This is a genomic window from Streptomyces sp. NRRL F-5755 (assembly GCF_001279365.1).
Taxonomy (GTDB): domain Bacteria; phylum Actinomycetota; class Actinomycetes; order Streptomycetales; family Streptomycetaceae; genus Streptomyces; species Streptomyces rimosus.
On record NZ_LGCW01000277.1, the window covers coordinates 40,586 to 58,485 of the forward strand.

General features: G+C 72.5%; 15 protein-coding genes and 1 pseudogene. 3 read left to right on the forward strand and 13 right to left on the reverse strand.

The features are described from left to right. Positions 1–7 precede the first annotated feature (7 nt). Positions 8–325: an SAV_915 family protein gene (locus ADK86_RS26885; protein WP_003978970.1), complete on the reverse strand. Its 318-nt coding sequence runs from the start codon at positions 323–325 to the stop codon at positions 8–10. 348 nt (positions 326–673) lie between these two features. On the opposite strand from ADK86_RS26885, the gene ADK86_RS26890 reads away from it, so the two are divergent. Then, positions 674–1,498: a MerR family transcriptional regulator gene (locus ADK86_RS26890; RefSeq protein WP_053698929.1), complete on the forward strand. Its 825-nt coding sequence runs from the start codon at positions 674–676 to the stop codon at positions 1,496–1,498. Positions 1,499–1,586: 88 nt separating this feature from the next. Here ADK86_RS26890 and ADK86_RS26895 read toward each other — a convergent pair whose 3' ends face one another. After that, positions 1,587–2,609: a LysR family transcriptional regulator gene (locus ADK86_RS26895; RefSeq protein WP_053698930.1), complete on the reverse strand. Its 1,023-nt coding sequence runs from the start codon at positions 2,607–2,609 to the stop codon at positions 1,587–1,589. A 211-nt stretch (positions 2,610–2,820) separates the two neighbouring features. Next, on the reverse strand, positions 2,821–4,347 hold the full coding sequence (locus ADK86_RS26900) for an MFS transporter (protein WP_053698931.1): 1,527 nt from the start codon (positions 4,345–4,347) through the stop codon (positions 2,821–2,823). A 128-nt stretch (positions 4,348–4,475) separates the two neighbouring features. Here ADK86_RS26900 and ADK86_RS26905 point away from each other — a divergent pair, with 128 nt between their 5' ends. After that, positions 4,476–5,528, forward strand: coding sequence for an Lrp/AsnC family transcriptional regulator (locus ADK86_RS26905; protein WP_030598991.1), 1,053 nt, complete (start codon positions 4,476–4,478; stop codon positions 5,526–5,528). Next, positions 5,525–6,208, forward strand: coding sequence for a rhomboid-like protein (locus tag ADK86_RS26910; protein WP_053698932.1), 684 nt, complete (start codon positions 5,525–5,527; stop codon positions 6,206–6,208). The genes ADK86_RS26905 and ADK86_RS26910 overlap by 4 nt, the downstream gene beginning before the upstream one ends. Here ADK86_RS26910 and ADK86_RS43340 read toward each other — a convergent pair. The 10 genes and pseudogenes from ADK86_RS43340 to ADK86_RS26960 all read right to left on the reverse strand — a co-directional run bounded on the left by ADK86_RS43340 (position 6,102) and on the right by ADK86_RS26960 (position 17,770). Next, the gene (locus ADK86_RS43340; protein WP_159393972.1) at positions 6,102–6,824 is read right to left on the reverse strand and encodes a hypothetical protein; all 723 of its coding nucleotides are present in this window, start codon (positions 6,822–6,824) and stop codon (positions 6,102–6,104) included. The genes ADK86_RS26910 and ADK86_RS43340 overlap by 107 nt on opposite strands. A 317-nt stretch (positions 6,825–7,141) precedes the next feature. Further along, positions 7,142–7,990 (reverse strand): HAD family hydrolase, encoded by an 849-nt coding sequence (locus tag ADK86_RS26920; RefSeq protein WP_053698934.1) that lies wholly within the window; start codon positions 7,988–7,990, stop codon positions 7,142–7,144. Next, on the reverse strand, positions 7,987–9,276 hold the full coding sequence (gene serS / locus ADK86_RS26925) for a serine--tRNA ligase (protein ID WP_078952292.1): 1,290 nt from the start codon (positions 9,274–9,276) through the stop codon (positions 7,987–7,989). Before serS ends, ADK86_RS26920 begins: the two co-directional genes overlap by 4 nt. 850 nt (positions 9,277–10,126) lie before the next feature. Beyond that, a complete protein-coding gene (gene pheA, locus ADK86_RS26930) occupies positions 10,127–11,053 on the reverse strand; it encodes a prephenate dehydratase (RefSeq protein WP_030598982.1) in 927 nt (308 codons plus the stop codon). Positions 11,054–11,202: 149 nt separating this feature from the next. Next, complete coding sequence (gene efeB / locus ADK86_RS26935) at positions 11,203–12,510, reverse strand: iron uptake transporter deferrochelatase/peroxidase subunit (RefSeq protein WP_053698936.1); 1,308 nt, start codon at positions 12,508–12,510, stop codon at positions 11,203–11,205. Next, on the reverse strand, positions 12,510–14,678 hold the full coding sequence (locus ADK86_RS26940; RefSeq protein WP_078952293.1) for a copper resistance CopC/CopD family protein: 2,169 nt from the start codon (positions 14,676–14,678) through the stop codon (positions 12,510–12,512). Before ADK86_RS26940 ends, efeB begins: the two co-directional genes overlap by 1 nt. A 150-nt stretch (positions 14,679–14,828) precedes the next feature. Beyond that, positions 14,829–15,269, reverse strand: a pseudogene (locus ADK86_RS26945) (copper chaperone PCu(A)C); the annotation flags it as partial. Beyond that, the gene (locus ADK86_RS26950; protein ID WP_053698938.1) at positions 15,266–15,916 is read right to left on the reverse strand and encodes an SCO family protein; all 651 of its coding nucleotides are present in this window, start codon (positions 15,914–15,916) and stop codon (positions 15,266–15,268) included. The gene ADK86_RS26950 and the pseudogene ADK86_RS26945, both read right to left, overlap by 4 nt. Positions 15,917–15,992: 76 nt before the next feature. After that, complete coding sequence (locus tag ADK86_RS26955; RefSeq protein WP_078952294.1) at positions 15,993–16,793, reverse strand: YcnI family protein; 801 nt, start codon at positions 16,791–16,793, stop codon at positions 15,993–15,995. Between the two features lie 146 nt (positions 16,794–16,939). Continuing rightward, the gene (locus ADK86_RS26960) at positions 16,940–17,770 is read right to left on the reverse strand and encodes a hypothetical protein (protein ID WP_053698939.1); all 831 of its coding nucleotides are present in this window, start codon (positions 17,768–17,770) and stop codon (positions 16,940–16,942) included. Positions 17,771–17,900: the final 130 nt, after the last annotated feature.

A 17,900-nucleotide genomic window follows, 5' to 3' on the forward strand; every position in this document is an offset into this window, starting at 1 on the left:
GCCCTTCTCAGACGGCCCGCAGCAGCGGCGTACGGCGGCTACCCGGGGCGAGACGCGGGTCCACGGTCAGGACGCCGGCGCCGAGCGGCTCGGCGAGGGCGCGCAGCGCGGGCTCGGCGAGCCGGATCCACGGCTGGTCGGCGCCGAGCGCCGCGGCGAGCCGCTGCGGGGAGGTGAAGCCGACGGCGGTACGGCCGCCGAGCGGGGTGCGGAACAGGCGGGCCGTACAGCCCGCGGGGCCCGGCCGGACCGGGACGAACAGCAGCCCGGCCGGGATGCGTTCGGCAGGTTCGGGATCTTCCTCGTACAGATGCTGCTGGGACACGGCGTCGCTCCTCGCTGCTCGCACAGGACCGGCCCCGGACCGGTGAAAGGGGAAGTGCCGGGGCTCCTCCTCGACGCTATGCCCGTACCGGCAGGAGGTCGGCGGCGTACTGACGCATCATTGACGGCCCGTGGACGCCCCTTGACGCAATGCTGGTGCCCCGGCGCACGCTCCGGTGCACGGCGGGGACGCACGGCCCGGCGCGGGCCCGCGCGTACCCCGATTCCCCGGGACGCCCCGGCCGGACTTCCGCGAGGATCGTTGCGGCCGGGCCGCGCGGGGACCGTCCCGGCCGCCGGCCGCCCCCTTGACCTTCACACTGTGGCAAGCCCTGCACTGGGAGACGTCATGTTCACCATCGGAGACTTCGCCGGCCATGGACGGGTGTCGGCCCGCATGCTGCGGCACTACGACGCCATCGGGCTGCTGCGCCCGGCCCGTACGGACCCGGTCACCGGATACCGCTACTACGAGGCCGCGCAGCTCGCCCGCCTCAACCGCATCATCGCCCTCAAGGACCTCGGCTTCACCCTCCAGCAGATCGCGGCCGTCCTGGACGAGCAGGTGAGCGCGGCGGAACTGCGCGGCATGCTGCGGCTGCGCCGGGCCGAGCTGGCGGCGGCGGTCACGGCGGCGGGAGCCCGGCTGGCCCGGGTCGAGGCACGGCTGCGGACGATCGAGGAGGAGGGGCGGATGGCCGTGGAGGACGTGGTGGTCAAGCACGTCGAGGCGGTCCGGGTCGCCGAACTGACCGGCACCGCGGCGAGCTTCGGGCCCGAGGACATCGGGCCGGTGATCCGTCCGCTGTACGCGGAGCTGTTCCGGCGGCTGGCCGCGGCGGGCGTCGAGCCGGCCGGCCCGGCGATCGCGTACTACGAGGACGCGCCGGAAGGCGGGGACCGGATCACGGTGCACGCGGCGGTCCCGGTCGCGGCCGCCCCGCGGCCGTCCCACGACTTCGCGATCGTGGACCTGCCGGCCGTCGAGCGGGCGGCCACGGTGGTGCACCGTGGCCCGATGGAGCGGGTGCTGCCCACCGCGCAGACCCTGGCCCGCTGGCTCGCCGACAGCCCGTACCGCTCCGCCGGGTACCCGCGGGAACTCACGCTGGAGTGCCCGGAGGACCCGGAGCGGTGGGTGACCGAGCTGCAGGAGCCGGTTGTCGAGGGGTGAATGCGGGAGACGCGGGCCGTACGGAGGCGGGGGTGTGCGCGCCTCTTGTGCGCCGGGCGCGCGAGGGGCGCATGGGAGCGTGTGTGCTTCAGCGCCTGTGAACGGGGCTGGACTCGCTCTTGCACTCCTGGGCGGGGGTGGACTCATGAGCGAGCGCGGGTCCCGGCCGGTTTCCGCACTCGTGGTCAGAGCCGTACGTGTTCCCGCACCCGGCGAGCGAGGCGTTCACCGTCTCGGCGAACTCCACCGCGACCGGGCTCAGCGTGGCCCACTGCCGTACCGCCCAGCCGGTCGCCAGCGGCGGCAGCCCCGGGACCGGGATCAGCCGCAGGTCCGGGTGGTCGACGCCGCGCCGCCCCGGCAGATCCGGCACCACGGCGTGGCCGACGCCCAGTTCGGCCAGCAGCATCGCGGTGTCCCAGTCGGCGACGCTGGCGGAGCTGGCGGGTGCGGGGCCGGTCTCCGGCCGCGCCAGGTGGCCGTCGAGCCGCATCCGGGACACGGAGTTCTCCGGGAGCCGGATGAGCCGGATGCCGTTCAGGCCACCGGCCAGTTCGTCCGGCTCGATGTGGTCGCGCGCGGCGAGCGGGTCGTCGGAGCGTACGGCCAGCACCCAGGGCAGCTCCAGCACCGGGTGCTGCTCGATGCCGCGTACGGGCGGGCCGATGGTGATCCAGGCCAGCTCGGCGGTGCCGTCGGCGACCGCCTCGCAGCAGCGGCGGCCGGAGTTCTCGGTCTGGAACTCCAGGTCGACGTGCGGGTGGCGGGCGCGGAAGGCCACCACGGCGGCCGACATGAAGTGCCGTACGGTCGTCGCTCCGGTGGTGATCCGGAGCGTGCCGACGTCGCCCTGGCGGAGATCGGCCAGGCGGCGCAGCGCCAGGTCGAGTTCGCCGAGGGAACCGCTCGCGGCGCGGTGCAGGATGCGGCCCGCCCGGGTGGGCGCCACGCCGCGCGGCCGTCGCTCCAACAGGCCGATGTCCGCCTCGCGTTCGAGCCGCTTGACGCGCTGGCTCACCGCCGACTGCGTACAGCCCAGGTCGCGGGCGACGGCGCTGAGGCTGCCCGCGTCGCAGACGGCGACGAAGACGCGGAGGTCGTCCAGAGTCACCAACCCAAGCTACAGCTAAGGGGTTTGGAAGAAAACCCGAGGATTGACTTGGGTGTGCGGGCGCGAGGAGGATCGGGGCACGGCGCCAGGCGGCCACCCGGAACCGGCCATGGCGCCGGACGGTTCCGGGGGCCGACCCGTTGGAGGCGGCACCACGCGGCCGGCCCGCCGTGGGCCGGCCGCGTGGTGCCGCCGTCGTACGACGCTGCCGTCACCCCCGGTCCGCGCCGACCGCCGTTCCAGCGGCGGCCGTTGCGGGGTCGGCCGTACCGGTGGTGCCGACCGTGCCGGAATTCGAGCCCGTCGTCCCCGCGGCAGCCGGAGCAGTACGGCCCGCGGGTCGGTCCCGGTCCGCGGAGCGGTTGCGTACGACGGCCAGGACCAGCAGGCTCGTCGCCACCGCCACGATGCCCGCGACCAGGGACACCCGGGTCAGGCCGTGGACGTAACCGACGCCCGGTCCGGCGTGCGCGCCCGCGGACTGCACGCCCTGGGTGAAGACCGTGCCGAGGATGGCGATGCCGAGCGCGTAGCCGAGCTGGCGGAAGGTGTTCACCGCGCCGCTCGCCATGCCGGCGCGCTGCGGCGGGGCCGCGCCCAGCGCCGCCGAGACCAGTACCGGCATGGCCATGCCGATGCCGACGCCGCTGATGAGCAGGCCCGGCGTGAGGACCGCCCAGCCGGAGTCGTCGTTCAGCAGCAGGACGTGCAGCAGCGGTCCGGCGCCGATCAGCAGCAGGCCGACGCCGATGGGCACCTGCGGCGCCAGCCGGTGCAGGAACCGTCCGCCGAACATGCCGACGGCCATCGACGCCGCCGCCATCGGCAGCACCGCGAGACCGCCCATCACCGGGCTCAGGCCCAGGATGTTCTGCACCCACAGGCCCACGTACGTCAGGTACGGGAACGCCGCGGCCTGGAGCAGCAGCGCCGCCGCCATCAGGACGGCGAAGGCCGGGCGCCGCATCAGCTTCAGGTCCAGCAGCGGCTGCGCCGTGCGGCGTTCCACGGCCACGAAGACGGCCAGCGCCAGCAGGGCCACCGCCAGCGACAGGAGCGTGCCGGACTCCGTCCAGCCCTCCTCGCCACCACGCATCAGCCCGTACGTCAGTGCGCCCGCGCACAGCGTGAACGCGCCGGCGCCCGGCCAGTCGATGCGCCCCGCACGGTCGCCGTGCGACTCCGGTACCGACCGCAGGGTGATCCACATCGCCACCGCCGTCAGCGGCAGGTTGACCAGGAAGATCGCGCGCCAGTCCACGTACTGGGTCAGCACACCGCCCAGCAGCGGGCCGACCGCCGCCGCGGCACCGCCCGTACCGCCCCAGATGCCGAAGGCGACCCCCCGGTCACGGCCCTGGTACGCGGCCATCAGCAGCGGCGTGTTGGTGGCGAACATCGCCGCCGCGCCCACGCCCTGCACCGCCCGCGCGGCGATCAGCACGCCCTCGTCGGGCGCCAGGCCGCAGGCCAGCGAGGACAGCGCGAACAGCGCGAGCCCCGCCAGGTACAGCTTGCGGCGCCCGAACAGGTCGGCCGCCGAACCGGCCACCATCAGGAGCGCGGCCAGCGCCAGCGCGTAGATGTCCATCACCCACTGCAAGGAGGTGAAGGAGGCGTGCAGGCCGTCGGCTATCCGCGGCAGCGCCGTGTTCACGATCGTCACGTCCACGAGCAACATGAAGTTGCCCAGGGTGATGGCGGCCAGCGGCCACCATCTGCTCCGCCCGTTGTGCATCGAGATCCTCTGTGGTCATCGGTGGTGTCGTTCGTTCCGTCCCCCGCACCAGAGTCCGGGCGGAACGCCCGCCACTCCCAGCCACGGCGTACCGTGCGGCGCAATCCGACACGGGTTAGCCTTTCCTGGTGAAAACCGACAGCTTCGACGAGCTGGACCAGGGGCTGGTACACGCCCTCCAGCTCGACGGCCGGGCGCCCTTCAGCCGTATCGCCGAGGTCCTCGGCGTCTCCGACCAGACCGTCGCCCGCCGCTACGGGCGGCTGCGCGGCGCCGGGATGATCAAGGTGATGGGGCTCACCGACCCGCCGGCCCTCGGCGAGATCGAATGGCTGGTACGGGTCCAGTGCACGCCCGACGCGGCCGTCGCGGTCGCCGAGGCGCTGGCCCGGCGCACCGACACCTCCTGGGTGAGCCTGATGTCCGGCGGCACCGAGATCGGCGCCGTCTGCCGCGCCGCCAGCAGCCGGGACAGCGACGCGCTGCTGCTCCAGAAGCTGCCGCGCACCCCGAGCGTGGTCGGGGTCACCGCGCACTGCATGCTGCACGAATTCTTCGGCGGACCGCTGGGCCTGGTCAACAAGTCCGGCGCGCTGACCGAGGAACAGGCGGCGCGGCTGCGCCACCCGGCGTCCGCCGCGGCCGACCGGCGGACCGGCGCGCCGCCCACGCGCACCGCGCCCGTCGCGCTCACCGCGGCCGACCGCCGCCTCCTGGACGTGCTCGCCGAGGACGGCCGGGCCGGCCTCGCCGATCTGGCCACGGCCACCGGCTGGTCCCAGTCCACCGTCCGCCGCCGGCTGTCCGAACTGCGCGCGGACGGCGTCCTCTATTACGACGTCGACTACGACGCCCGGTACTTCGGCTTCGGCGTCATGGTCTCCCTCTGGCTCTCCGTCGCCCCCAGCGAACTGGCCGCCGCCGGAGCCGCGCTGGCCCAGCACCCCGAAGTGGCCTTCGCCTGCGCGACCACCGGCCCGCACAACCTCTTCGCGTCGGTACTGTGCCCCGATGTACGCGCCCTGTACACGTACCTCACCACCCGCATCGCGGCGCTGCCCGGCGTACGGCACATGGAGTCCTCGCCGCTGATCCGCCGGATCAAGGGAGCCGGGCCGCACGGCCGGGGCCGGATCGTCTCCGGCCCGCTCACCCCCGCCCCGCCGGGCCGCGCACGATGAAGCCCGTGCTGTCCTCCGCACCGGCCGGCCGGGTGGCGGCCTGGGTACGGTCCGCGCCCGGCACCCACATCTGGCTGCTGGTCATCGGCATCACCAGCCTCGTCATCGCGGGGGCCACCGAAGGGCTGGGGGACTTCCTCCTCCACCGCACCAGCAGCAACATCCACGAGCTGAACCGGCACCCCCTCTCCTCCCTCCTCATCAGCGGCTTCTGGATCGAGAACCCGCCCTCCTTCGTCCTGTACGCCGCCCTCTTCGAACTGGTCCACGCCCATGTCGAACGCTGGCTGGGCACCTGGCGCTGGCTGCTGACGATCGGCGTCGCCCACGTCACCGCCACCCTCGCCAGCCAGGAACTGGTCCTGCTCGCCATCGAGGGCCACCGGCTCCCCCGCTCCATGACGCACGTCGTCGACATCGGCGTCTCGTACGGCCTGGCAGCGGCCGCCGGCCTGCTCGCCTACCGGCTGCCGCCGCCCTGGCGCTACCTCTACCTGGCGTCCGTCATCGGCTTTTTCGGCATCCCGCTCCTGTCAGGCGCCACCTTCACCGACATCGGACACGCCATCGCACTCACCCTTGGTCTCGCCGCCTGGCCCTTGACCCCGGATGCCGGTGCGGACGCGGCAGCGGACGGGGACCGTAGCGCAACTCCCGGACATCCTCCGCCAGATCACTGAGCCGCAGACTCATCGCGCACACGACCCGGTCCGTGGCGTCCAGCCGCCGGTCCAGCCGGTCCAGCCGTACGGAGATACGGCCGATCACCGGTGCGAGGTCGCGGAGCACCGGCCCGATGCCGGCGAGCGACGACTCGACGTGGGTGAGGCGGTGGTCGAGGGATTCCACCGTCGGGCCGTTCCCGTCCTGCCGGGGCACACCGACGCGGCCCCGCTCCTCGATGTCGAGGAGGTACGTACGCACCGCGCGCGCGACCTCGCTGTCGCGGAGGAGCATGGCGATGTTGAGGATGGTTCGGCGGGTGTAGAGGGTGAGGTTCGTCTTGGCCTGTGGATAACCTCGCCCCCAGAGGGACACGTTGTCCCTCTGGAACTCTTGCAGGTCAGACCCCCGGAGAACGCGCAGCCCGTTAGCGTTCAACTCCGTCCGGTGCCGTTGGACGAGCTTCCTCACGGCCTCCTTGTGGACAACGAAGTAGTCCGCAACGCCCTCCGTGGTCGCATGGACTCCATCCGGCAACAGGACGAGCGCCTTGACCTTGTCGAGGACCTCGGTGCGGCCCATCACACTGTCGCGCATGGCCCGCGACTCCAGCAGTACAGCTTCGGGTGGCATGGGAATGCCCTCCACTCAAACCGGAACGGTTTGAAAGAGGCAGGCTGCCTCTTTCAACTGAACGCCCGTATCCAGGGCTACAGGAGCGGAGGCTGCTCACGGATGCCACTACCTCTATGTCCGGTTCTCAGTCGTACGGCTGCACCGCATCACGGCCGTCACCGGCAAACCCCAGCACTTCACGGTCTCTCGACGCCTCGAACTCCAGTTGCCTCCACGCACAGTGGACAACGAACGGATAAACGTACAGTTACCCGTCCGCAGGCAGGAGTTCGCTCACCCGTTCCGGACGTTCCGAAAGGGTGGCCGGGCGGGGCTCAGCCCTCGTACAACCGCTCCAGTACCACCGCGATGCCGTCCTCCTCGTTGGAGGCGGTGGTCTCGTCCGCTACGGCCTTCAGTTCCTCGTGGGCGTTGGCCATGGCTACGCCGTGGGCTGCCCAGCCGAACATCGGGATGTCGTTGGGCATGTCGCCGAAGGCGATCGTGTCGGCGGCCTTCACACCCAGGCGGCGGGCGGCGAGGGAGAGGCCGGTGGCCTTGGAGAGGCCGAGGGGGAGGAGTTCGACGACGCCTTCGCCGGCCATCATCACACCGACCAGGTCGCCGGCGGCCTCGCGTGCGGCGCGGGCCAGTTCGTCGTCGCCCAGCGTCGGGTGCTGTATGTAGATCTTGTTGATGGGCGCTGCCCAGAGGTCGCCGGGGTCCTGGACCATCAGGTTGGGCAGCGGGCCCTCCTGGACGCGGTATCCGGGGGTGACCAGCACCTCGCCGTCCAGGCCGTCCCGGCTCGCGGCCAGGAACAGCGGGCCGACCTCCGCCTCGATCTTGGCGAGGGCCAGTCCGGCGAGCTGCCGGTCCAGGGTGACCGAGGTCAGCAGGCGGTGTTCGCCGGCGTGGTAGACCTGCGCGCCCTGCCCGCACACCGCTATGCCGTCGTAGTCCAGCGCGTCGAGGATGTGCCGGGTCCACGGCACCGCGCGGCCCGTGACGACGATGTGCGCGGCCCCGGCCGCCGTGGCCGTGGCCAGGGCGGCGCGGGTGCGCTCGGAGATCGTGTCGTCGGGCCGCAGCAACGTTCCGTCGAGATCGGTCGCGACGAGCTTGTACGGCAGCGGGCGGGCCGGCGGTGCGGCCCGGTGTGCGGGCTCGGGAGCGGTGGTCACCGGTTGACGGGCTCCAGGATCTCCCGGCCGCCCAGGTACGGGCGCAGCAGCTCGGGCACGCGCACCGAGCCGTCCGCCTGCTGGTGGTTCTCGAAGATCGCCACGATGGTGCGGGGCACCGCGCAGAGCGTGCCGTTGAGCGTGGCGAGCGGCTTGACCTGCTGCTTGCCGTCCTTGTTGGTGCGCATACGGACCGACAGGCGGCGGGCCTGGAACTCGTCGCAGTTCGAGGCGCTGGTCAGCTCGCGGTACTTGCCCTGGGTGGGGATCCACGCCTCGCAGTCGTACTTGCGCGAGGCCGATGCGCCCAGGTCGCCGGTGGCCACGTCGATCACCTGGAAGGGCAGCTCCAGGCCGGTCAGCCACTGCTTCTCCCAGTCCAGGAGGCGCTGGTGCTCGGCCTGCGCGTCCTCGGGGTCGACGTACGAGAACATCTCGACCTTGTCGAACTGGTGGACGCGGAAGATGCCCCGGGTGTCCTTGCCGTACGTGCCGGCCTCGCGGCGGAAGCACGGCGAGAAGCCCGCGTAGCGCAGCGGCAGCTGGTCCGCGTCGACGATCTCGTCCATGTGGTACGCGGCGAGCGGTACCTCGGAGGTGCCGACGAGGTAGTAGTCGTCCTTCTCCAGGTGGTACACGTTCTCCGCGGCCTGGCCGAGGAAGCCGGTGCCCTCCATGGCGTGCGGGCGCACCAGGGCCGGGGTGAGCATCGGCGTGAAGCCGGCCTCGGTGGCCTGCGCGATGGCGGCGTTGACGAGCGCGAGTTCCAGGAGCGCGCCGATGCCGGTCAGGTAGTAGAAGCGCGAGCCGGAGACCTTCGCGGCGCGCTCGACGTCGATGGCGCCGAGCGCCTGGCCGAGCTCCAGGTGGTCCTTGGGCTCGAAGCCCTCGGCGGCGAAGTCGCGCGGGGTGCCGACGGTCTCCAGGACGGTGAAGTCCTCCTCACCGCCGACGGGCACGTCGGGGTGGACCAGGTTGCCCAGCCGGAGCAGCAGCTGCTGCGTCTCGGCCTTGGCCTCGTCCTGCTCGGCGTCCGCGGCCTTGACGGCGGCGGACAGCTCCCCGGCCTTCTTCAGCAGCGCGGCCTTCTCGTCGCCGGTGGCCTTGGGGATGAGCTTGCCGAGCGACTTCTGCTCGGCACGCAGCTCGTCGAAGCGGACGCTGGAGGTCCTGCGCCGCTCGTCGGCGGAGAGCAGTGCGTCGACGAGCGCGACGTCCTCTCCACGGGCGCGCTGGGACGCGCGCACACGGTCGGGGTCCTCACGGAGCAGGCGAAGGTCAATCACCCCACCAGGCTACCGGGGTGCGGCGCCGGCGCTCGACGCCATATTTCCCCGCGTGGCGCTTTGTCCGGTTTGTGGATATTTGGAACTTTTAGGAATTCTGCGCCATGCGATGCGATACGGCGGTATGGCGCGGGGTGCGAGAGGAGCATAAGGGGCGGACGGGAAGTCGGCGGGGGGGGAGCGGGGGGTGAGGGAGTCACGGGATGTGGTGCGGGCGGCCGGAAAGTGGCGGAAAAAATCGTCAAGGAAATCTTGCGCCGTCGCCGGTACGGGGGTATTCGCGCCGCTTGCGGCGACCCGCTTCCCTTGTGGACGGCCGGAGTTGGCGGGTGGTGGGCGGTGGTGGGTGACGGAGGTTGTACCCAGGGTTGTCCACAGGGTTGGGGGAGTTCCGAAATCTTATCCACAGGCTGTGTGTGGGAACTGTGGAAGTCGGAAGGTTTGGTTCCACTTCAAGAAACCGTTGCCAGAGATTCACCGGCGAAACCCTTTGCCGACGCTCTTTCGTGTGGCATTTCCTCGCCCTAAAGGATTGTTCGCGTGAATTGCGCTGACGCGGACAGGCTGTGGCGCTGTGGAGGGCTCCGGGGGTCGGTAGAGCAATATGTCGACTCTGTCCGAGTTGGAGCGGCCGTCGTGTCGACTTGTCCCCAGGTCGAGAACAGGGCCTGTGGATAACTTTGTGGACAACGCCAACGCCCCAGCCCAGGCCGCACACAACCCCGCGCAGGCCGCTCGGCGGACATCGGCGGCCTGCTACGGCACCGCCCGCCCACCGGTTCCCGGCCACCATCGCGGCACGAGGCGCCACCGAGGGCGGCACCGCGTCACCCGGCTCGGCGCCGAGCCGTCAGCCCCGCCCGTCCAGGCAGCGCGTCAGCCAGTCCGCCGCGTCCGTGAACGCGTCGTCCGCCGTGTCGGGGCGCACGTTCGCCCGTACCCGGTCCGCCCGCGGGTACGACCCGAGGAACCGCACCTCCCGGCAGATCCGCTTGAGCGCCATCAGGACCTCGCCGACCCGCCGGTCCGTGAGGTGCCCCTCGCAGTCCACGGAGAAGCAGTAGCGGCCGATGCCCTCGCCGGTCGGCCGCGACTCGATGCGCATCATGCTGACGCCGCGGGCCGCGTACTCCTGGAGCAGTTCCAGCAGCGCACCGGGGTGGTCCTCGCGCAGCCACAGCACGACGGAGGTCTTGTCGGCGCCGGTGCGGGCCGCCGGCCGGGCGGGGCGGCCCACCAGGACGAAGCGGGTGGCCGCGTTCTGCGCGTCGTGGATGTCGGTGACCAGCGGTTCGAGGCCGTACGTCGCCGCCGCGAACTCCCCGGCGAAGGCACCGTCGTAGCGGCCCTCCTGGACCAGCCGCGCGCCGTCCGCGTTCGAGGCCGCCGACTCCCACACCGCCTCCGGCAGGTGTTCCGCGAGCCACTTGCGCACCTGCGGCTGGGCGACCGGGTGCCCGGTGACCGTCTTGATGCCGGTCAGCTCCGTGCCGGGCCGTACGAGCAGCGCGAAGGCGATCGGCAGCAGCACCTCGCGGTAGATCATCAGCGGTTCGCCGGCGGCCAGTTCGTCCAGGGTGGTGGTCACCCCGCCCTCGACGGAGTTCTCGATCGGCACCAGCGCGGCCGCCGCCTCACCGGCCCGTACGGCGTCCAGCGCGGCCGGTACGGACACCATCGGGACCAGTTCACGGGTGGCGGACTCCGGGAGCGTACGCAGCGCCGCCTCGGTGAACGTGCCCTCGGGCCCCAGATACGTGTAGCGGCTGACCGACATTCCCTCTGACTCCCTCACGCTCCGGTGGGGACCGCCGAACCGATCACCCGCTCGCCACGTTACCCGCACCGGCCGCCCGCCCCGGCCGGAAGCCGGAGACCCACGGACCTCAGAGGACCCACCGGGGACCAGAGACCCATCGGGCCCCCTCACCCCTCCAGCAGCGGCTGCCCCACATACCCGCCCGCCACCGCGGCCGGCGGCACCGCGAACAGTCCGCTGGCCTCGTGCCGCAGGAACGGCGAGAGCGCGTCGCCGCGGTCCAGCTTGCGCTGGATGGTGACGAAGGAGCGCAGCGGATCGGCCTGCCAGCAGACGAACAGCAGCCCGGCGTCCGGAGCGCCGTCGTCGCGGAACCCGTCGTGGAAGGAGTACGGCCGCCGCAGCATGGCCGCGCCCTGGTTGGACTCCGGCGCCGCGATCCGCGCGTGCGCGTCGGCCGGGATGACCGGCAGCCCGTCGGGGCCGTTCTTGTCCAGGTCCATCTTGGTGTGCTCATCGCCGCCGGTCAGCGGCGCGCCGTCGGCCTTGCGGCGGCCTATGACCTTCTCCTGCTTGGCGAGCGGCTGCTTCTCCCAGTCGTCCAGCAGCATCCGGATGCGGCGGACGACCGCGTACGAGCCGCCGCGCATCCAGGCGTACGGGCCGCTGCCGGCGTCCCGGCCGACGAAGATCCGCTCGTCGAAATCCGAGTCCGTGGGTTTGGGGTTGTTGGTGCCGTCCACCTGGCCCATCAGGTTGCGGGCGGTCATCGGGCTCGCGGTGGCGCCGGGTGTGCGGTTGAAGCCGTTCATCTGCCAGCGCAGCCGCGCGGTGTCCCCGGCCTCCTTCTGGAGGGCGCGCAGCGCGTGGAAGGCGACCAGCGCGTCGTCGGAGCCGATCTGCACCCACAGGTCGCCGTTGCTGCGCCCGGCGTCGAGCGCGTCCGAGGAGAAGTCCGGCAGCGGTTCGAGCTGGACCGGGCGGCGCGCGGTCAGCCCCGTACGGTCGAAGAAGGTGCGGCCGAACCCGAAGGTGACGGTGAGCGAGGACGGGCCCGCGTCCAGCGCGACACCGGTGTCCGCGGCCGGCGCGCGCCCGGCCATCAGCTCCTCGGCCGTACGGGACCAGCGGCGCAGGAGTGCCGCCGCGGCTTTGCGGTCGGCGCCCGGCGCCAGGTCGAAGGCGACGAGGTGGCCGCGCGCCTGGAGGGGCGTGGTGATGCCCGCCTGGTGCTTGGCGTGTTCGTCGCGGAAGGCGACGGTGGTCGAGCCGATGCTGCTGAGCGCGGCGGGCGGGTCGTCCTGCGCGGCGGCGACGCCGATCGCGCCGCCCGCGGCACCGGCGACCAGGCCCGCCGCGCCGGCGGCGCCGACGGTGCCCAGCAGGCGGCGCCGGGACAGTTCGAGGGTTTCGGGGCGTTCAGGACCGGCACCGGTCCCGGTGCGGTCGCCGGAGGGGGAAGCGGTGGTCGTCATCAGTTGATCTTCACGTTCCTGGTCTCGGTGACCTGGTCGATGTCGGAGGTCCGCACGACCAGGGAGAGCTGCCACTGTCCGGGCACCGGCAACTGGACGCCGCTCGCGCTCCAGTGTCCTTCGCTGACGTGGTCGAGGGTGACCGGCAGCGGCCCGAGCTTCTTGTCCTTGAGGGTGAAGGAGATCTTCACCTCGGGGATGTCCTGGGTCCGGCCGTCCGGGTCGGCGATCCGCAGGTGCAGGGCGTTGGCGCTGCCGCTGCGGCCGGGGTCCAGGTCGACGCGCGCGGTGCCCTTGCCGCGCGCGCCGCCGGTGTCGAACGGGATGTTCAGCACCTGCGGCTGGTTGGCGTCGGCCGACTGCCCGGCCGCGCCGACCGCCTTCACGGCCTCCTCCGTACGGGCCGGTTCGGTCGAAGTGAGCACGGTGGTGACGGCCAGCAGCACCACGGCGACCGACGCCTCGGCGAGTACGGAGCGGCGCAGCCCGGAGCGCTCCGGGTCGGCGTCACGGATGCGCTTGGTACGGGCGGTGGCCAGCGCCGAGCGCTGGCGGGCCAGTTGGGCTGCTCGTACAGGGTCGACATCGCGGGCGGATTCACCGGTGCCCCCGGCGGCGGCAGTGGACTCCGCGTTCGCTTCCGCGCGCGCCGACACGCTTTCCAGTACGGCGGCGGCCTCCGCCTCGGGCGCCGGACCCTCGCCCAGCCGCGCCGTCCAGCGCCGCGAGAACCAGGCCACGCCCACGAGGACGACGACCAGCGCGACCTTGATCAGCAGCAGCCGCCCGTACGAGGTGTCGGTCAGCGCCCGCCACGTACCGACCTGCCGCCACGACTGGTAGACGCCGGTCGCCACCACCACCAGGACGGACCCGAAAGCGAGCCGCGAGAACCGCCGGACACCGGAGCGGGCCACGGACGGGCCCTTGTAGAGGGAGACCAGCAGCGCGGCCAGCCCGCCGAGCCAGGCGGCGACGGCCAGCAGGTGCAGGGCGTCCACGGGCATGGCGACCGCCGTCTGCAGGCCGGTCGAAGCGTGCTCGGCCATCGCCCAGGTCGCGGCGAGGCCCACGGCCACGATGGTGCCGCCGACGGCCAGGCCGAAGGTGAGGTCCTTGCGGTGCTTGGGGGTGGAGGAGTTGCCGTGGTCAGGGGTGGAGGGGGTGGCGTGGTCCGGGCCGGCATCGGCCGAAGCGTTCGCGTCCTCGGTCCGCCGACTTTTCTCGACCTGTCCAGTAGCTTCCTCGGCCGCCTTGGCTTCTTCGGCCTCCCCGGCGCGCTCGATCTCCCCCGTACGCCCCTCATTCCCCTGCGCGCGGGCGTACGCGCCGAAGAGGACGGCCACGAACAGGGCCGCGGCAGCGAGCAGCAGCAGCCTGGCCACCAGCGCGGCTCCCGGCTTGGTCTCCAGGACCTGCCGGAGTCCGCCGAGGTCGAAGACGTCGGCGAGGTCCCCGGACGTGGTGTATGGGGTACGCAGCAGCAGCATCGCGATCGTCGCGGCGGTCAGCGCGGCCCAGCCCCGGGAGACCAGGCGCTGTACGGACCGTACGCGCGCGGCGGCCGGGCGGCAGACGAGGACGAAGGCCGCGCCGCCCACCAGGACGACGAAACCCGCGTACGCGATGTAGCGCGCGATGCCGTACAGCGCGCCGACCACACCGCCGCCGGCCTCCTGCTGCGGCAGCGGGGCGCTGGTCTCGGACGGCGCGCCCACCGAGAAGGTGAAGGCGCCGGAGACCGGGTGGCTGTCGGCGGAGACCGCCTGCCAGGCGACGGTGTACGTGCCGTCCGGCAGGCCCGGCGGCAGCCCCGCGCCGTACTTGACCGTCTCGCCGCTGCACAGGTCGCGCAGCTTGCCGCGGTCGACCCGCTTGCCCTGCGGGTCCAGGACCCGTACCGAGTCGTCGTCCATCGCGACGCCCTCGGAGAAGGTCAGCGTGACCTGCTCGGGTGCGCTCTGCACCACCGACCCCTGCGCGGGGGTGCTGCCGGTCAGCGCGGCGTGCGCACTGGCCGGTGCGGCACCTCCGAGGAGCACACCGAGCAGCGCCGCCGCGAGCACCAGGAGGCGCAGCGCGGACCGGCGGGTGCGCGGGGCGCCTTTGCGGCGTGCGCCCGGAGCGCGGGCGCCGGAGCCCGGTGCGCAGAGGACGGTGGTGGTCATGACGGGCGCCCCCTACTTCTTGGCGTCGTGCTGCGAGTGGCCTTCGGTGGATCCCTCGTGCTGCGAGCCGTCGTGCTGCGTCGAACCGTGGTCCATGGAACCGTGATCCATCGAGCCCCCGCCGCCGGAGCCCGTCTTCGCCCCGTCGTTCTTCGGGGTGTAGGTGCCGGACTTGACCGGGACCTCGACCTTGAGCGGCTTCGACTTGTCGAAGTGCAGCTCGACGGTGACCCGCTGGCCCTCGGCCGGCTTCTTCTTCAGGCCCATGAACATCAGGTGGTTGCCGCCGCGGGCGAGTTCCAGCTCGCCGCCCGCGGGTATGTCCAGCGACTTGACCTCCTCCATCTTGTTGTCCTTGGTCGTGTGGATGGTGACGCTCTTGGCCACGTCGCTGGTGACGGAGGTGAGCCTGTCGGCCGTATCGCCGGAGTTCTTGATGACGAGGAAGCCGCCGGCCATGTTCTGGTCGACCGGCTGCGGCATGTAGGCGCCGGAGACGGAGAGCTTCGGCGCGCTGTCCCCGCCGCAGCCCGCGAGGGCGAATCCGGCGGTCAGGGCGAGGGCGGCGGCGAGGGTGGTGCGGCGGTTCACGGGTTCTGTCCCTTGATGATCTTCGGAAGTGCCTTGGAGTAGTGGTCGACGCCGGCGTCCTGCATCCCCATCCAGTGGATCTTGTCGTCCTTGGGGGAGCTGAGCAGCACCTGCGCGCCGTGCGTGGAGACCACGTCGCCGTTCTTCTTCTTGACGGGCTTCTCGATGCCGATGTTCACGCTGCGCGCGCCGGCCTGGATGGTGTCGAACGAGCCGGTCAGGCCGACGAACTTCTTGTTGATGCCGCCCAGCCACTTCTTGAGGGCGGCCGGGGTGTCGCGCTCGGGGTCCGACGTCACGAAGACGACGCGCAGATCGTCCTGTTCGGCCTTGGGCAGCTGCCGCATCGCCACGTCGATGTTGTTCATCGTCAGCGGGCAGACGTCCGGGCAGTGGGTGTAACCGAAGTAGATCAGGGTCGGGTGGCCCTTGGTCTTCTCGATCAGGTCGTACTTCTCGCCCTCGGTGTCGGTCAGCACCAGGTCCGGCTTCTCCATGGGCTGATCGAGCGTGACGATCGGCTGGGAGCGGGTGCCCCCGGAGACGCTGGCGGCGGGCTTGTCGCTGTCGCCGCCGCCGTCGCAGGCGGCCAGGGTCAGCGCCGAGGCCAGCGCGACGGTGGCGGCGATCAGATTCCTACTACGCATTGCTGTGTGTCCCGTTGGTCAGGAGCGGGGTGCCGGACCGGCGCCGCGCGGGCGCCGTTCCGGGCACGGGGTCGGGTCAGGCGCCACGGCGCCGGCCGGCGAGCACGCCGAACGCGATGCCGATGATGCCGACGGCGATGCCGGCGCCGCCCAGGACGCGCGCCGTGGTGTCGCTGCCGTCCGCGGCGGCCTGCCGGGTGCCGCCCGCGTCGCCGCCGGCGTTCTTCGCGTCGGCGCCGCCGGAGCCGTGGCCGTCACCGGACGCGGGGGTCAGCTTGAGCACCGGCGCCGGGTTGTCCGGCTCCGGCGCGCCTTCCTTGGCCGGCTCGATCCAACGTACGACCTCGTCGTTGTCGTACGTCTGGAGGGCCTTGAAGACGAGCTGGTCGGCCTTGGGAAGCTGGCCCACCGAAACCGGGAACTGCTGGAACTGGCCCGGCGCGATCTTGCCGCCGTCCGCGGTCCAGGTGATCTTCGAGACGGCCTCGGTGAGCTTCTTGCCGTGCGTCTCCAGGGGCTTGTCCAGCTTGGACTTGGTGACGTCGATCTTCCAGCCCGGCACCGGCTGCGGCATCGCGGACGCCAGCGGGTGGTCGGCCGGCAGGGTCACTTCGAGCTTCACGGTCGAGGCGTTGTCGCGCTCGTTGGGGACCTTGAAGTTGATCGTCGCGTAGCCGCCCTGCTCGGCCTGGCCCGGCTGCACGCTGACGTGCGCGAAGGCGGGTACGGCGAGCAGCAGCACGCTGCCCGCGGCGAGGCCGCCGACGACGGGCAGGCGGCGGGCGAGCCGGCCGCGACGGCCGGAGTCCGCGGTGCGTGCGGCGGACGGTGACGGTGCGGCAGTGGGCTGTGACGGTACGGCGGTGTACTCGGACATGGCGGAAAGCACTCCACAGGCAGGAGGAAAGAGGGAAGGAAACGGCTGGCGCGCGTGCGGCGACGACGGCGCACACCGGCTCCTCCCGTGCGCCGGGGCGTGCCCGGCCCTGCTGCGGGATGTGCGGTGGGATGTGCGGTGTGTCGTCAGGCCGCGAGGGCCAGGGCGGGCGGGCCCCGCCTGACGACACTGTGCTGGAGGGCGAGTTCCTTCGGGCGGGCTTGGTCATCGCCGTACGAAAAACGCGCCACGGGACGGGCGTCCGCGGCGCCCAGGAGCCCGGCGCACAGGACGCGGACGAGCGCCAGCGTGCCGCGGAGCGCGCCGACGAGCGCTTCCGCCACGGCCGCCGCTTCCCGCGCCGCGGGTGCGGACAGCCGTACGAGACGCCACAGGGCGGCCTCGCCGCGGCGCAGCAGCCAGCCGGCGGCGAGCGCCGCGAGCAGGTGCGCCAGCAGCATCGGCAGCGAGGGCAGCAGCCCGTGCGCCGCCGGGGCCGACGTGACGGCCTGGTCCATGACGTGCCCGGCGGTGCCGGGGCCCGCCGGGCCGATCGCGGAGACGTCCAGGATGCGGCGCGCCTCGGCGCCGTCCAGCCGTCCGGCCCCGAGTCCGCAGGTCACATGCCGTGCGATGGCGATGGCGGCCTGGTCGGAGAGGCCGCCGGACGCCGGGGCGGCCATCGGCGCCGCGGCCATCCGGTGCTGGCCCAGCGCGAAGACGGAGTGCAGCGCGAGCTGCCCGACGGCCAGGGCCACGGCGATGCCCGGCAGGGAGCGCTCCCGGCCGGCCAGCGGAGCGGCGACGGCGAACACCGCCGCGCAGCCCACGCCCAGCGTCCACACGGGAACCGCGGCGCACGACCCGATCATGTGCCCGGCCGCGGACAGCGCGACACAGACCGCGGTGAACACCGCGGCCCTCAGCAGCCGCAGGTCCGCGGCGGCGCGCTCTTCGGGGTCGGACGGGGCAGTCATGGCCGCGCCATCATCCCACTGCGCCCACCGCTCCCGTACGGCAGGTCCGCCGCCCCGTACCCGGCGGATCGCGCCATTCCGGTACGGGCAGGTCAGGGCCGGGGCGCGCGCTGGGGGCGGCGCCGGTGCG

Bases quoted from the DNA above. Each gene is read 5' to 3' on its own strand.
- ADK86_RS26890 (WP_053698929.1), top strand. From the start codon at position 674: ATGTTCACCATCGGAGACTTCGCCGGCCATGGACGGGTGTCGGCCCGC.
- ADK86_RS26900 (WP_053698931.1), bottom strand. From the start codon at position 4,347: ATGCACAACGGGCGGAGCAGATGGTGGCCGCTGGCCGCCATCACCCTG.
- ADK86_RS26910 (WP_053698932.1), top strand. From the start codon at position 5,525: ATGAAGCCCGTGCTGTCCTCCGCACCGGCCGGCCGGGTGGCGGCCTGG.
- ADK86_RS43340 (WP_159393972.1), bottom strand. From the start codon at position 6,824: ATGCCACCCGAAGCTGTACTGCTGGAGTCGCGGGCCATGCGCGACAGT.
- pheA (WP_030598982.1), bottom strand. From the start codon at position 11,053: ATGTCGGTCAGCCGCTACACGTATCTGGGGCCCGAGGGCACGTTCACC.
- efeB (WP_053698936.1), bottom strand. From the start codon at position 12,510: ATGACGACCACCGCTTCCCCCTCCGGCGACCGCACCGGGACCGGTGCC.
- ADK86_RS26940 (WP_078952293.1), bottom strand. From the start codon at position 14,678: ATGACCACCACCGTCCTCTGCGCACCGGGCTCCGGCGCCCGCGCTCCG.
- ADK86_RS26950 (WP_053698938.1), bottom strand. From the start codon at position 15,916: ATGCGTAGTAGGAATCTGATCGCCGCCACCGTCGCGCTGGCCTCGGCG.
- ADK86_RS26955 (WP_078952294.1), bottom strand. From the start codon at position 16,793: ATGTCCGAGTACACCGCCGTACCGTCACAGCCCACTGCCGCACCGTCA.
- ADK86_RS26960 (WP_053698939.1), bottom strand. From the start codon at position 17,770: ATGACTGCCCCGTCCGACCCCGAAGAGCGCGCCGCCGCGGACCTGCGG.